The organism is Agathobaculum sp. (genome assembly GCF_034098985.1).
GTDB lineage: Bacteria > Bacillota > Clostridia > Oscillospirales > Butyricicoccaceae > Agathobaculum.
The window spans coordinates 173,493-187,100 of sequence record NZ_JAXEOA010000030.1; the positions used below are offsets into that span (position 1 = coordinate 173,493).

Here is a 13,608-nt window from a genome sequence, read left to right on the forward strand (position 1 = left end):
ATAAAATTTCTAAACTACCGGCTGCGCTTGCCGCGCACATAGGCGGCCAGCATGACGAGCAGGATGATGCCGTAGCCGAGCCACTTGCCTGCGTCGCCCCAGCCGAGGGCGACAAACAGGTTGGTCAAGCTTTGCAGCACAATCGCGCCGAGCACCACGCTCAGATAATTAGCTTCTCCGCCGTTGATCGAGCATCCGCCGACCACGACCGCCACGACCGACGGCATGACATAGTTCGAGCCCATGTCCTTGGCCGCCTGTCCAAGGTAGCCGACCAGTAGCAAACCGATCAGCGCGGCCAGGATGCCGGACGCGACAAACGCGATGCAGCGCACCCGGCGAACGTTTACGCCGCTGAGGTAGGCCGTCGTCTCATTCGCGCCGACGCCCAGAATCTTGACGCCGACCTTGGTCTTGCTGATGAGCACGCCCGAAATGACGAGCGCGACCAAAACGACCAGCAGGATATTCGGGAACACGCCGGTGAACTTGGCCGCCAGCGTTTGCAAGAGCGGCGCGGTCTGCCCCTTGATGGGCGTCGCCGCGACATAGGCGTTTACGATGCCCTGCACGATATTGGCCATCGCCATGGTGACGACGAGCGGCGGCAGGCCGGCATAGGCTGTCAGCACGCCGTTGCCAAAGCCGAACACCGCGCCAACCACGATGGCGACGAGGATCGCGGGCACCAGCCCGCCGTTTCCGCCGTCCATAATGCTCGCGCCCAGAATGCCGGACAGCGTCGCGATATAGCCGACCGACAGGTCGAGCCCACCGCCGCCCACGCAGATGACAAGCATCTGGCACAGGCCGAACAGGGCGACAAACGTCGCCAACCGCATGGTGAGGAACACCTGCTGTGTGGAAAGGAACGTGCCCGGCGCAGCGCCCTTGAAGAGCGTGAGCACGAATTCGCCGCCGACAAAGACCAGAATGACCATCAAAAGCGTGTTGATGACCTTTTTGTTGCGGTTATAAAGATCTAGCACAGGGTTTCTTGCAATTTGTTCGGGACGGTTTTCCATGGTCATTTCCCTCCCTTCAGCGCGGCTTTTTTCTGCGAAGCCGCGTAAGCTGCCGAAACACCGATCGCCGCAATGATGATCAGGCCGCTTACCAGCGTCTGATAGGCGTTCGGAATATTGGCGAAGAAAATGATTTTCGAGACAAAACTCATGATGAGCGCGCCCGCGATGGCGAGGAACACGTTGCCCTTGCCGCCCGACATCGCCACGCCGCCGACGACCGCAGCCGCGATGGCCTGGAGCGTCAGCGTGTCGCCGAAGTGGGCCGAGCCCGCGCCGTTCTGCCCCGCGTAATAGACCGCCGCGAAATATAGGAACACCGCGTTGATGATATAGGCGATGGTCTGGATTTTGGCGGTGTTTATACCGCTGGCATACGCGTTTTCATTGTGGCTGCCGACCGCGTACAAGTAACGCCCGGTGCGCGTGCGGCTGATGAGATACCAGATGACGCACGCGAGCAGGATCCACAAAAGCGCCGTGGGCACATACTGTCCGATCCCCGCGAGCGCGGGCACCTGCTTCATGTCATAAAATGCTTTGAACCAGGATACCTGCTTGCCGCCCGGCGTCGGCGTGACGAACAGCGCGATGCCGAGCCACGCATACGAGGTTGCGAACGTCGCGATAACGGCGGGAAGCCGCAGATAGCCGACCGCGATACCGTTTACAAGGCCGATGCCGACCGCAACCAGAAGACCGACCACCAGCGCGGTCACCCCGGTAATGGGGGATTCCGGGTTCATGATACGCGTCATCACGCACAGCATGAGCGCCATCGACGTGCCACACGACATATCCAGCCCGCCCGCGATGATGACCACAGCCTGCCCCATCGCCAGCAGGATGAGTGGGGTAAACGCGTTTATGTAGCTTAAAAGCGTGCGCGCGGTAAAAAAGTTCTTTTGCAGGCACGCGATCACGATCAGCATCACCGCAAGCATCATGAGCGTGGAAAATTCCGGCCGTCCCGCGATGGCTTTCCAATTCCATTTTTTCTTATCTTTCATTGAACGCCACCTCCCGTTCAGCCGACACGCATCGATTTGGCCACGATGTTGTCCTCTGTAATTTCATCCCCTGTGAGCTCGGAAACGACCTCGCCCTCATACATGATGAGCAGGCGGTCGCAATAGCTGATGAGCTCGTCGCTGTCCGACGCATATAGGATGACCGACATATTTTTCTCGCGCACCAGATTCATGATGAAGTCATATAGGTCTTTTTTGGCGCGCACGTCGACGCCCTTGGCCGGGTCGGCCAGCAGCAATACGTTGATATCAAACGGCAGCCACTTGCCGACGACCACCTTCTGCTGGTTGCCGCCCGACAGCGTGTACATATCTACGTCGATATCCTTGGCGCGCACCGAGAGCGCCTTGCAGATCTCTTCAGCCTCGGCGCGGTATTTCTTGTTCGGCGTGAGCAGCGGCTGCTTTTTCAGGCCGAGCTTGGGGTAGATCATGTTGTAATAAATGGAGTTCCGCTGGAACGAGCCTTCCTTCTGCCGGTCGCCGGGCACGAGCAGCACGCCGTTTCGCACCGCGTTCGACGGCTTGTTCAGCGTGACCTCATTCCCGCCGACTTTGGCGCGGGCATGCACCTGCCGGTAATTTCCGGCGAGCGCGAGCATAAGTTCGGTCTGTCCCTGCCCAGCAAGGCCGCCAATGCCAAGCACCTCACCGCGGCGCAGCTTAAAACCGACGTTCCGCAGAAATTTCCCGTAGTTCAGGCCCTCGATCTCAAACACGGTCTCGTCCGGGATGTCGCGGTATTCCTTGGTGACCTGGATGCCCTCGGTCTCGCCCGTGATCATTTTAACGATCGCGTCCGGGTCTCGTCCATCCTTCTTAAAGTCCATCGAACCCACGTTTTCCCCGTTTCGGAAGACGACGATGTCGTCACAGATCTCCATGACCTCGCCCAACCGGTGGGACGTGAAGATCATGGCGACGCCTTCGTCGGCCAGCTTGCGCATATAGCGGAACAGGCTCTTTACCTCCTCCTGCTCGAGCGCGGCTGTCGGTTCGTCGAAAATTAAAAGCTTGGGCCGCACCGAGATCGCTTTTGCGATCTCCGCGATCTGCTGTTCGCCCGGGTTAAGCTCACCGACGCGGCGCGTCACATCCATCCCCGGTTTCAGGTCGTCTATGATGCCGCGAGCCAGTTCGATCGCCTGCTTGTCATTTAAAAACAGGCCCTTTTTCTGCTCGATCCCCAGCACGATATTCTGCCATACGGTCAGATCCGGAATCAGGCTGAGGTTTTGAAACACCATCGAGATGCCGTCCATTTTGGCCTCGTTCGGGTTCTTATACGCGATCTCCCGGCCCTCATAGACGATTGTGCCGCCGTCCTTGCCGTATACGCCGGTGATGATTTTGGATATGGTGCTCTTTCCCGAGCCGTTGGTGCCGAGCAGCCCCGTGATCCTGCCTTTTTCGCAGGTCAGGTTGCCGTTTGACAGCGCAACGACACCGCCAAACAGCTTTTTTATTCCCGTTGCTGTCAATAATGGCATGCGTGACTTCTCCTTCCGTTTCTGATCGCCTTACGGCAAGAGGTGCGGCGGCGAGACGCCGCCGCACTCCTATCCAAACTGCTTATTTGAAGAACGCCTGCGCCTCATCCTCGCTCCAGTACTCGGTCAGCAGGTAATCGTCGCCCTTGCCCTCGAGCAGCGGCTCGACTTCGGCGATGTTGTCGTCAGTGTACCAGTTCTTGACGTCGTAGATGCAGGCTCTGCCGTACAGGCCGCCCAGCTTGCTTTCGTCAAGCGTCTTGCCCTCGGCCAGATTGACCGCGATGCGCAGGCCGGAAGCAACGATGGAAGGCGGGTTCGGCTGCGAGCATACCTTGATGTCCTTGCCCTCTGCTTTCAGCTTCTGGTATTCCTTATAGTTGGCCGTGCCGCACTCGATAAACGCAGCCTTGGGGCACTTGCCCAGATCGGTGAACGCGGTCAGCGCGCCAAAGCCCATCGAGTCCTGCGTGATCAGGCCGTCGATCTCGGCGCCGCCGCCCAGGATCTGCGAGGTGACCTGCTTGGCTACCTGATTGTCCCAGCCGCCGCTGGTCGAGGAGACCATATTAATATCGGGGTAGTTTTTGAGCACGTCCTCGGTCGCGCGGATACGCTCATTGTTGGCCGGATGACCCTCGCCGCCGTAGACCTGAATGATGTTGCCCTTGCCGCCAAGCGCTTCGCAGATATACTTGGCAACGCGCTCGCCCCATGCGTAGTGGTCGATGGAAACGCAGTAAACGCCCTCGACGTCCACTTCGCAGTCGGCCGCGACCACGGTCTTGCCCGCGGCGACCGCCTCAGCCAATACGCCGTTTAAGTCGGTCGGGCTGTTCGGGTTGACCACGATCACGTTGATGGAATCATCGTTGATAAAATCGCGGATGATGTTGGCCTGCTCATTGGAGTCCCAGTTGGTCGTGTTGTTGACGATCTTGAAATCCTTGATACGGCCTTCCGCCTTATATTCTTCGGCAACCTTGGTAAAGTCATCGATGCCTTCCTGGCGGAAAGTGGTGCCGGCCGCGCCGGTCGAGAAGCCGACGACGATGTCGCTCGATGCGGAGGGCGTATCACCGCCCGCCTCGGCGTTGGGATCGGGGGTGTCGCCGCCCGTCGTGTCCCCGCCGCCTCCGCAGCCGGAAAGCATACCCAGCGTCATCATACCAGCCAGTAATAATGCTGCCAATCGTTTCATGTTCATTCCTCCAAACTGTCTCTTTGTCTCCGTGATTCCGACTGTATTTATCGATTATGTATTCTATATTTTATATAATCGATTATCGGATTGTGTGTATTATGCCATTTATAGGCGCGCAAGTCAAGGCGTTTTATGGATGTTTTACACAATGAACGATAACTTTGTGAGATTGTCAGAAAATACGCAATCGTTTTTATTGAATTCTCCAAATAGCCTTATTCTTGGTAGAAAATAACGATTCCATGGGTTTTGGCTTGACATTTCCCCTCCCCTCCCTTATGCTGAAAACACAGAGCTGTCGTTTCTGTCATGCCACCCGGAAAGGAGCGCCCTATCATGTCGCCCACACCCCGCACGAAAGAATACGCCGCTTACGAGGCCATCCGCGCCGCCATAATCAGCGGCGAGCTGCAGCCAGGCCAGCAGGTATCTATCCGCGAGCTTGCCGCGCGGTTTGATTTTGGCCGCACCCCGGCTGCCGACGCAATGAAACGCCTCGCGCACGAGGGCTGGCTCGAAAGCGCGGCAGGCGTCGGCACGCGCGTCGCCCGGCTCGATCTGGCCGACCGGTATGAATATATGCAGCTTCGCGGCGCGATCGAGGTGCTGGCCGCGCGCCTGTGCGCCGAACGCGCCACGCCGGAGATGGCGCTCGATTTTGACCACTGCCTTGCGGTCGCGGCGCTCGCGATCGAGCAGAAAAACTGGCTGCGCGCCATCGAGGCCGATATCGAATTCCACCGGCTGTGCGCCGAGAAAAGCGGCAACCGCTTTCTGGCGGAATGCTACGGCCGCCTGCTCACGCAGGATGAGCGCGTGTTTTACCGCAACCTGCCCGACCCCGACGCCCGCATCCAGTCGCACCGGCAGCATGCGGCAATTGTGGAGGCGATCCGGACAGGCGACCCGGAGGGCGCCGCGCTGGCTGCGCAAAACCACACCGATACCATCCTGCAACGGCTGAAAGCAGAACAAAAAGCGGACGGAACTTAAAGTTCCGTCCGCTTTTCTCATGCCTCGCCCGCCGCCTGCACGGCACGGACAATAGAATCATAGCCTGTGCAGCGGCACAGGTTGCCCGACATTGCGCGCCGAATCTCGTCTTCATTCGGGTGCGGGTTCCGCAGCAGCAGCGCCTTGGCGCTCATCAGCATGCCCGGCGTGCAAAAGCCGCATTGTACGGCGTGATTGTCCAGAAACGCCTTTTGCAGTTTGGACAGCTCGCCGTCCTCCGCGAGCCCCTCGACCGTATAGACTGTTTTTCCCTGCACCTGCCCCGCAAGAAACAGGCAGGAGTTGACCGGGTCGCCGTCGACAATGACCGTACAAGCGCCGCACTCACCCACGCCGCAGCTTTTCTTGGTGCCCGTCAGGTGCAGATGCTCGCGCAGCAGGTCGAGCAGCGTGATCGCCGGGTCGCACTCGACCTCGGCGGGCTGATCGTTCAGGGTAAACCGCAGTTTCATCAAATGCCCTCCTCCCATGTTTTTCGCAGCAGCGCGGCGGTAAATTCCGCCGCGACCGGCAGCTTGTAAACGCTCGACGCGCGCGTGCCCGTCTCCTCCAAAATCGCCGCGGATATAAGCTTGCCCGCCTCTGCGAACAGCGCTTCGTCCGGCGCGCGGCCGCAAAGCAGCGCCTCGGCTTCCGCAAAGCGGTGCGGCCGGTTGGTCGCCGCACCGATGCACAGGCGCGCCTGCGCGATCTTTCCGCCGCGCGCGGTCAACGCGCATGCGCCGTTCAGCCGCGCGATGGAAAGCGCGTTCCGTCGGCCGATCTTGTCAAATCCCTGCCGGGTGTCCGGCGGCAGCGCAGGGATGAAAAACGATACGATCAGCTCGCCCGGATCGAGCGCGGTCTTGGCCGCGCCCTCGATCAATTCGGCCACCGGCACGCGCCGCGCACCACTTTTGCTCTGCACGAGCGCCACCGCGTCCAGCGCGGCGAGCGCAGGCGCGACGTCTGCCGCCGGGCTGGCGTTAGCCACGTTGCCTCCAACCGTGCCGCGGCTGCGGATCTGCGGTGAGCCGACCGAGGCCGCCGCCTGACAAAGCAGCGGGAAATGCGTTTGCAGCACCGTGCTGTTTTCCATTTCGGAAAACGTGACTGCCGCGCCCAGCGTCACGCCGCCCTCTGCCTGCGCGGTCTCACGCAGCTCCGGGATCCGGGTGATATCCAGATACGCCGTGTCCGCGCGCTTTCCCTCGCGCCGTGCGACTACGATATCCGTGCCGCCCGCGAGCACGGCGGGACGGTCTGCGCCCGCCAGCAGCGAAAGCGCCTCTCCGAGCGCGGCGGGCTGGTAAAACGTGCTCATGCTTTTTCCTCCTTTCGCGCCTGCTCGACCGCCACACGCACCTTTTCCAGTGTAAACGGCAATTCGCGCAGCCGCACGCCCAGCGCGCGGTAGACCGCGTTCGCCACCGCGGGCGCGACCAGCGCGGTAGACGCTTCTCCCACGCCGTGCACGCCGAGCGGATTTTCCGCCTGCTCTTCCGCAAGCGGCAGCGCGCGCACGCCCTTAGTGTCCATCATTGTGGGCAGCAGATAGGTGTTGAAATTACGGGTCTTCAAAACGCCGTTTTCCGGCTCGGCCTGTTCGGTCAGCGTATAGCCGAGCGCCATGGCGACGCCGCCGGCGATCTGCCCGCAGGCCTCCGGATAATTGACGATTTTTCCGATATCGTGCAGGCACAGCAGGTCGGTCACCTCGATCTTGCCGGTCACCGGATCGATCTCGACCTCCGCGCCCGCCGCACCATAGCTGAACGCATAATAGGTTTTGCCCTGCGCACGCTCAAAATCCCAGCTCGTGCGCGGCGCGACCCATTGCCCGTGCGCGTCGGTGCGGACGCCCGTGAGCGCGCACAGCTCGGCCGCCTGCCCGAAGGTCATCAGCGCTTCGCCGTTTGCGGACAGCTTACCGTCCGCAAACACGATATCCTCCGCAGCAGCGCCGGTTTCCTTGGCAGCGGCGTTCGCCATCCCGTCCCGCACGGCCTCTGCCGCGAGGCGGACGGCATTGCCGCCCGATATCGTACCGCGCGAGCCCGCGGTCGCGCCGCTGTCCGGGACGTATGCCGTGTCGACCGGGCATATGGTCACGCGGGAGAGCGGCACGCCGAGCACGTCGGCACATACCTTAGCCATGACCGCGTGCGTCCCCTGCCCGACCTCGCTGATGCTGGTATAAATATTGACGCTGCCGTCCGCCTGCACGCGCACGTCGGTGCCGGCCACGTCCGCGTCCCGCGCGGCCGCACCGTAGGATTCGCCCCGGTGCAGGCAGGCGATGCCGCGCGCACGGTATTTGCCTTCTGGCGTGACCTCTGGCTTGCCGAGCGGGAACTCCCGCTCGAGCCGTTCAAGGCACTGTGGCAGGCTGACGCGTGTGAGCGTCTGCCCGGTCGCGCCGGTAGACCCCTCACGCACCATGTTCTTCCGGCGGAGCGCGAGCGGATCTAGCCCCAGCTCACAGGCCAGTTCGTCGATCAGTGATTCCGAAGCGAAATCGACCTGCGGCGAACCGAACCCGCGCACCGCGTCCGAATACACATTGTTGGTAAACGCCGCGCGGATATGCGTGCGCACGTTTTCGATCTCATACGGTCCCGCGGCTTCGACCGCCGCGCGCCAGATGGTAGCGAGGCTGCGCGAGCGGTACGCGCCCGCGTCCGCCACGCCGTCGATCTGCATGGCGGTGATTTTGCCGTCCCGCGTCGCGCCGACTTTGTAGACAAGCCGGAACGGGTGGCGCTTGGTGCCCTCGAGCATACACTCCTCGCGCGTCCACGCCATCTTGCAGGGCCGCCCGGTGCGGAGTGCAACGGTAGCCGCGCGCGTGGCGACCACAACGATATCGATGTCCTTGCCGCCGAACGAACCGCCGACCGCCGGCTGGATGACGCGCACACAGTTTTGCGGCAGGCCGCACGTGCGGGCGAGGCTTTTCTTGATATTGAACGGGAATTTGCAGGGCGCGTAGACCGTGATGCCGCCGTGCTCGGGCACGGCGACCGCCACGTCCCCCTCGATGGCCGAATGCTGGATGCGCTGGGTCGTATAGGTGCGTTCGAGCACGATATCGGCTCCCGCAAAGCCCGCGTCCACGTCGCCCTTGCGGACAATGTGCTCGCAGGCGAGGTTATCTTCTCCATAAAGGACGACCGTTTTGTCCTCGAGTGCCTTTTCCGGGTCAAACACCGTGGGCAGCAAATCATATTTGACCTTTACCAGCTTCGCCGCCGCCTCGGCCTGTGCGCGCGTCTCCGCCGCGACGACAGCCACGCCGTCACCCGCCGAATTGGATACGTCCGCCGCAAGCATCGGCTTATCGCCCGGCTGCTGGTTGACGCCGGGCACGTCCTTGGCTGTGTACACCCCGGCGACACCCGGCATCCGGAGCGCCTCAGCCGCATCGACCGACAGGATGCGCGCGCGCGGGTGCGGGCTCCGCACCGTGACCGCGTGCAGCATGCGCGGGAAGCACAGGTCGTCCGCGTATTTTGCCGCCCCGGTCAGCTTTTCCAGCACGTCCGCGCGGCAAAATCCGGTTTTCTCCATCATCGTCATCCTTTCTCAAACGGCGCAAAGCTCTGATAATCGTAATATAGGTTCATGCCGCCCGTATGCACCAGCACGGCGCGGCTGCCCGCCGGCAGCTCGCCCGACCGGACAAGTCCCGCAAGGCCGTACAGCGCCTTGCCCGAGTACACCGGATCGGTAAGCACGCCCTCGGTCTGCGCCAGAAGCTGCATGGCCTTGTATTGCTCCGCGCTTGGCTTGGCATAACCGCCGCCCGCGTAGCCGTCCACGCAGCGCACCGCCGCTTCCGGCACGGGCGGCAGGCCGAGAAACGCGGTCAGCTCATCGCACTGGGCGCGCACGGAGGCGCACATCTCGGCTTCGCTTTTACCGGTCACACCGATGCCGATGACGCGCGTCTTGCTCCCTAGCATGTGCAGGCCGACGGTCAGCCCGGCCTGCGTGCCGCCCAGGCCGCAGGGGCAGACGACCGCGTCCGGAGCGGCCTCTCCCCACTGCTCGGCCAGCTCGAGCGCCGCGCCGACATAGCCGCATGAGCCGAGCGCGCCCGCGCCGCCGCGCGGCATGAAATAGACGGTGCGGCCCTTTGCCCGCGCCTCCTCCGCCATGCGCTGCGCGAGCGGCATGTTTTCCACCGGCCCGGCGGGCAACTCGGTCACTGTTTCGACGCGCTCAACGCCCGCGAGACGGTACAGCGCGTGCTCGGGCGATTGCTCAAACCGGTAGGAGGGGTCGCCCCACGCTTCCATAATGACCTGTGTTTTCATGCCCTCCCGATTGCCGAGCAGCAGCAGGATACCATTGTGGCAGCACTGGTTGGTGCTCGCCGTGATCAGGGTGTCCGCGCCCGCCTGCACGGCCTGTTCCATTAAATAATCCATTTTTCGCAGTTTGTTGCCGCCGAACGGCAGCAAATCGTCGCGCTTGATCCAGAGTTCCGCGCCGCCAAGCGCTTCGGAAAAGCGCGGGAGCTTTTGCAGCGGTGTCGGCTGCTGTACATAGCCCCGCCGCGGGATGGAGGAAAATTTCATGATCGGTCTCCTTTAATTATTATTGTCACGTCTGTCATGACAATAATGTAACACCGCTTCCACACGCCGTCAAGCGTTCCCGGATAAAAAACAAGACGGCGCACTTCCAAAAAATGCGCCGTCTTTTTGTTAATTTTGCTCTGCTTCCATGCGCTGGTCCAACTCCTCAACCAACTCGGCAATATGTTTTCGGGTTTCCTCCAGCGCGGCCTGTTCGTTCCGGGCTGCGAGCGCTTTGTAGATCCGTTCGTGGCGGATCGCCAGAGAATCCAGTGTCTGCTCGGAAAACTGGGTTCCGAAATGTGTCCACTCCCGGATATTGCACTGATCCCACAGACGCAGCAGCATCTCATTGGGCGAGACCCGCATGATGCGGCCATGAAAATCGACGTCATACCGGATATAAGCGTCAAAATCGCGCACAGCGGCCGCCTTTTCCATGCCGTCCAAGCTCTCCTTGACCTTGTCCAGCTGTTCGTCCGTAATCAGGCGGCAGGCATCCTGCGTGCCGAGCTGCTCAAGCGCCATGCGCACCAAATAGGAATCGCGCACATCCTTTCGCGTGATCTTTCGCACAAACGAGCCCTGATACGGAATATTATCGATTAAGCCAACGATTTCCAACTCGCGAATCGCCTCGCGCACCGGCGACTGCGAAACGCCGAGGTCTTTCGCCCACCGTGTTTCCACGATACGGTCGCCCGGCTGCAATTCGCCTGAAAAAATCGCATGACGGATCGCTTCCTTAATTTCGTCGCGATACAGCGCGCGTTTTTTGATTGGCTGAATGGACTCCATACGCTCTTGTTCTCCCTGTTGCCCTGCAGTACTTCAAAACTGCATGCTATTACTGTTATTCTATGCCTGCGCACCAGGCTTGTCAACGAAAAAAGCCTTTTACTATCCGTTTTTGTCACATTTGTTGATAAAATGGCCCGATTTTCCGCCTTTTTTTTCATTGAGCCGCACCGCTTCGATCTGCATGCCCCGGTCAACCGCCTTGCACATGTCATAAATCGTCAGCGCCGCCACGGACGCCGCGGTAAGCGCCTCCATCTCGATCCCGGTTTTCCAGGTACAGCGCAGCTCGGCATATACCCGCACGCGCGTCTCACCGACAACCTCAAAGTCGACCGATACCCCGTCGATCGGGATGGGGTGGCACATCGGGATCAGCTCAAATGCACGCTTCGCCGCCATAATGCCGGCAATACGCGCGCAGGAAAACACATCGCCCTTTTTGATTTCGCCGCCGCGGATCAGCCGCAGCGTCTCGGGCTGCATGACAATCTCCGCCTGTGCCCGCGCCATGCGTGCCGTCACATCCTTGCCGCCGACATCGACCATACGCGCCGCGCCGTTTTCGTCCAAATGCGTCAATTCCATGTTTTCCGCCTCCCTATGCCTTCTTTAAGTATAATCGATTATATAGAATAAATTTCATGCTGTCAACTTATGATTTCTGAAAAAGCGGACATCTTGTGGCCGCTTTTCATGTTATACTGGTCATGAGGTGAGAGAACGTGCAAAGCGGAAGATTGTTTGAGATCCTATATGTGCTGCTCGAGCGCGGCAGCGCAACGGTCGGCGAGTTGGCCGGGCGGCTCGAGGTCAGTGAGCGGACGGTGCGGCGCGATATCGACGCGCTGTCCGCCGCCGGCATTCCGGTATATGCCGCGCGCGGGCGCGGCGGCGGCGTGCGGCTGCTGGATGACTTTGTTTTATCCAAATCGCTCCTGTCCGCGCGCGAGCAGGACGAAATTCTCTACGCGCTGCAAAGCCTGCGCGCGACCGGGCTCGGCAGCGAGACCGCCGTGCTTTCCCGGCTTTCCGGGCTGTTTGGACGCAATACGGCCGATTGGATCGACGTCGATTTTTCCTCGTGGGGCAGCGGGCCGGGGGGAAAGCAATCGTTTGCCCTGCTGCGGGACGCAATTTTAAGCCGCCGCGTGCTGCGCTTTGATTACTATGGCACAAACGGTACCGCGACCCGCCGTACCGTCGAACCAGCTAAACTGTGCTTCAAAGGGATGGGCTGGTATTTGCAGGGCTTTTGCCGGACGCGGCAGGATTTCCGCACGTTCCGGCTGTCCCGCATGGAAAATCTGCGCGTGCTGGAGGAAACGTACACGCCGCACGGCGAGCCGCCCCAGATCGACAGCGCGCAGGATGATGTGCCGCTCGAGCGGCTGACCGTGCGCTTTGCGCCGCCGCTCGCGTTCCGCGTGTATGACGAGTTCGACCGCGCGCGTATCACGCGCGAGGAAGACGGCTCGCTGCTGGTCGAGTGCGAATGGCCGGTCGGCGAGTGGGGCTGCGGCTACCTGCTCTCGTTCGGCGAGGGCGCCGAGGTGATCGCCCCGGAAAGCGCGCGCGCCTATGTCGCCCGCGCGGCGCAAAATATTTTAAAACAGTATCGGAAATAGGACACACCCTGTCCGGTTATCCGCGTTATGATGGTGTCACAACAAAGGAAAGGATGAATGAAATGAATTACGAGATCGTTACTGTGGAGGAAAAGCGCGTTGTCGGCATCGGCACACGCACCGCCAACAACGCCGCAGACTGCGCGGAGAAAATCGGCAAGCTGTGGAACGACTTTATGTGTGGGGGCGCCTGCGAAAAGCTCGAGTGCCTTGGCGAGGATGCGCCGGTCTACGGCCTATACACAAACTACAACTGGGAGGAAATGAGCTACGACGTAATCGCCGCCTGCGAAAGCCGGAACTGCCCGGAGGGGTTTGTCGAGGCCGTCATTCCGGCCGGCCAGTACGCCAAATTCAGCTTCCGGGGCGACGTGCGCGCCTCGACCGCAGAGGCTTGGGACAAGGTGTGGAAGACCGAGCTGCCTCGCGCGTTCGGCGTCGACTTCGAGGAATATACCAACTGCGGCGAAGATATGCAGGCCGATATCAACATCTACATCGGTCTGGCTGACATCTGCCAGTCGTGCGGCATGCCGATGACCAGGGAAGAGCAGTACGGCAAAAACGCCGACGGCTCGAAAAACGCGGATTACTGCTGCTACTGCTATCAGGACGGCGCGTTCACCGCCGACTGCACGATGGAGCAGATGATCGATTTCTGCCTGAACATGCCGGAAAGCGAGAAGCTCTACACCGATAAAGAGGCCTCCCGTAAAATGATGCTCGAGTATTTCCCGACGCTCAAACGCTGGAACAAGTAAATAGAAGAAGCGCCGCGGCCAAAATCCCCCGCGCGTCGTTTTCAATTATTACAGCAGGCCCACGCCCTGCCCGGCCATTCCCAGCCCCCCGCCGG

At 60.8% G+C, this 13,608-nt stretch carries 13 protein-coding genes; 3 read left to right on the forward strand and 10 right to left on the reverse strand.

Annotation, left to right across the window (positions count from 1 at the left end; translation table 11 throughout):
* Window positions 1-14 precede the first annotated feature (14 nt).
* The 4 genes from SO058_RS11020 to SO058_RS11035 all read right to left on the reverse strand — a co-directional run bounded on the left by SO058_RS11020 (window position 15) and on the right by SO058_RS11035 (window position 4,747).
* Complete coding sequence (locus tag SO058_RS11020) at window positions 15-1,025, reverse strand: ABC transporter permease (protein WP_320843046.1); 1,011 nt, start codon at window positions 1,023-1,025, stop codon at window positions 15-17.
* Between the two features lie 2 nt (window positions 1,026-1,027).
* Window positions 1,028-2,035: an ABC transporter permease gene (locus SO058_RS11025; RefSeq protein WP_320843047.1), complete on the reverse strand. Its 1,008-nt coding sequence runs from the start codon at window positions 2,033-2,035 to the stop codon at window positions 1,028-1,030.
* Between the two features lie 17 nt (window positions 2,036-2,052).
* On the reverse strand, window positions 2,053-3,546 hold the full coding sequence (locus tag SO058_RS11030) for a sugar ABC transporter ATP-binding protein (protein ID WP_320843048.1): 1,494 nt from the start codon (window positions 3,544-3,546) through the stop codon (window positions 2,053-2,055).
* A gap of 82 nt (window positions 3,547-3,628) precedes the next feature.
* Window positions 3,629-4,747, reverse strand: a complete 1,119-nt coding sequence (locus tag SO058_RS11035; protein ID WP_320843049.1) for a substrate-binding domain-containing protein — start codon at window positions 4,745-4,747, stop codon at window positions 3,629-3,631.
* Between the two features lie 339 nt (window positions 4,748-5,086).
* Here SO058_RS11035 and SO058_RS11040 point away from each other — a divergent pair, with 339 nt between their 5' ends.
* On the forward strand, window positions 5,087-5,743 hold the full coding sequence (locus SO058_RS11040; protein WP_320843050.1) for a GntR family transcriptional regulator: 657 nt from the start codon (window positions 5,087-5,089) through the stop codon (window positions 5,741-5,743).
* 17 nt (window positions 5,744-5,760) lie between these two features.
* Here the strand turns inward: SO058_RS11040 and SO058_RS11045 are convergent, their stop codons facing one another.
* From SO058_RS11045 to moaC, 6 genes are all read right to left on the reverse strand, one after another.
* Complete coding sequence (locus SO058_RS11045) at window positions 5,761-6,216, reverse strand: (2Fe-2S)-binding protein (RefSeq protein WP_320843051.1); 456 nt, start codon at window positions 6,214-6,216, stop codon at window positions 5,761-5,763.
* The gene (locus SO058_RS11050) at window positions 6,216-7,067 is read right to left on the reverse strand and encodes an FAD binding domain-containing protein (protein ID WP_320843052.1); all 852 of its coding nucleotides are present in this window, start codon (window positions 7,065-7,067) and stop codon (window positions 6,216-6,218) included. Before SO058_RS11050 ends, SO058_RS11045 begins: the two co-directional genes overlap by 1 nt.
* A complete protein-coding gene (locus SO058_RS11055) occupies window positions 7,064-9,313 on the reverse strand; it encodes a xanthine dehydrogenase family protein molybdopterin-binding subunit (RefSeq protein WP_320843053.1) in 2,250 nt (749 codons plus the stop codon). The genes SO058_RS11050 and SO058_RS11055 overlap by 4 nt, the downstream gene beginning before the upstream one ends.
* Before the next feature lie 5 nt (window positions 9,314-9,318).
* On the reverse strand, window positions 9,319-10,326 hold the full coding sequence (locus SO058_RS11060; protein ID WP_320843054.1) for a 1-aminocyclopropane-1-carboxylate deaminase/D-cysteine desulfhydrase: 1,008 nt from the start codon (window positions 10,324-10,326) through the stop codon (window positions 9,319-9,321).
* A gap of 129 nt (window positions 10,327-10,455) precedes the next feature.
* Complete coding sequence (locus SO058_RS11065) at window positions 10,456-11,124, reverse strand: GntR family transcriptional regulator (RefSeq protein ID WP_320843055.1); 669 nt, start codon at window positions 11,122-11,124, stop codon at window positions 10,456-10,458.
* Window positions 11,125-11,226: 102 nt separating this feature from the next.
* Window positions 11,227-11,712, reverse strand: coding sequence for a cyclic pyranopterin monophosphate synthase MoaC (moaC, locus tag SO058_RS11070; RefSeq protein WP_320843056.1), 486 nt, complete (start codon window positions 11,710-11,712; stop codon window positions 11,227-11,229).
* 137 nt (window positions 11,713-11,849) lie between these two features.
* Between moaC and SO058_RS11075 the strand changes: the two genes are divergently transcribed.
* Together SO058_RS11075 and SO058_RS11080 are read left to right on the forward strand one after the other, a co-directional pair.
* Window positions 11,850-12,752 carry a helix-turn-helix transcriptional regulator gene (locus tag SO058_RS11075; RefSeq protein WP_320843057.1) on the forward strand — a complete coding sequence of 301 codons (903 nt, stop codon included), beginning with the start codon at window positions 11,850-11,852 and terminating at the stop codon, window positions 12,750-12,752.
* Between the two features lie 62 nt (window positions 12,753-12,814).
* The gene (locus SO058_RS11080; protein ID WP_320843058.1) at window positions 12,815-13,513 is read left to right on the forward strand and encodes a zinc ribbon domain-containing protein; all 699 of its coding nucleotides are present in this window, start codon (window positions 12,815-12,817) and stop codon (window positions 13,511-13,513) included.
* Window positions 13,514-13,608: the final 95 nt, after the last annotated feature.

Coding starts and splice junctions, on each gene's coding strand:
- SO058_RS11020 (WP_320843046.1), bottom strand. CDS start 1,025: ATGGAAAACCGTCCCGAACAAATTGCAAGAAACCCTGTGCTAGATCTT.
- SO058_RS11025 (WP_320843047.1), bottom strand. CDS start 2,035: ATGAAAGATAAGAAAAAATGGAATTGGAAAGCCATCGCGGGACGGCCG.
- SO058_RS11030 (WP_320843048.1), bottom strand. CDS start 3,546: ATGCCATTATTGACAGCAACGGGAATAAAAAAGCTGTTTGGCGGTGTC.
- SO058_RS11035 (WP_320843049.1), bottom strand. CDS start 4,747: ATGAAACGATTGGCAGCATTATTACTGGCTGGTATGATGACGCTGGGT.
- SO058_RS11040 (WP_320843050.1), top strand. CDS start 5,087: ATGTCGCCCACACCCCGCACGAAAGAATACGCCGCTTACGAGGCCATC.
- SO058_RS11045 (WP_320843051.1), bottom strand. CDS start 6,216: ATGAAACTGCGGTTTACCCTGAACGATCAGCCCGCCGAGGTCGAGTGC.
- SO058_RS11050 (WP_320843052.1), bottom strand. CDS start 7,067: ATGAGCACGTTTTACCAGCCCGCCGCGCTCGGAGAGGCGCTTTCGCTG.
- SO058_RS11055 (WP_320843053.1), bottom strand. CDS start 9,313: ATGGAGAAAACCGGATTTTGCCGCGCGGACGTGCTGGAAAAGCTGACC.
- SO058_RS11060 (WP_320843054.1), bottom strand. CDS start 10,326: ATGAAATTTTCCTCCATCCCGCGGCGGGGCTATGTACAGCAGCCGACA.
- SO058_RS11065 (WP_320843055.1), bottom strand. CDS start 11,124: ATGGAGTCCATTCAGCCAATCAAAAAACGCGCGCTGTATCGCGACGAA.
- moaC (WP_320843056.1), bottom strand. CDS start 11,712: ATGGAATTGACGCATTTGGACGAAAACGGCGCGGCGCGTATGGTCGAT.
- SO058_RS11080 (WP_320843058.1), top strand. CDS start 12,815: ATGAATTACGAGATCGTTACTGTGGAGGAAAAGCGCGTTGTCGGCATC.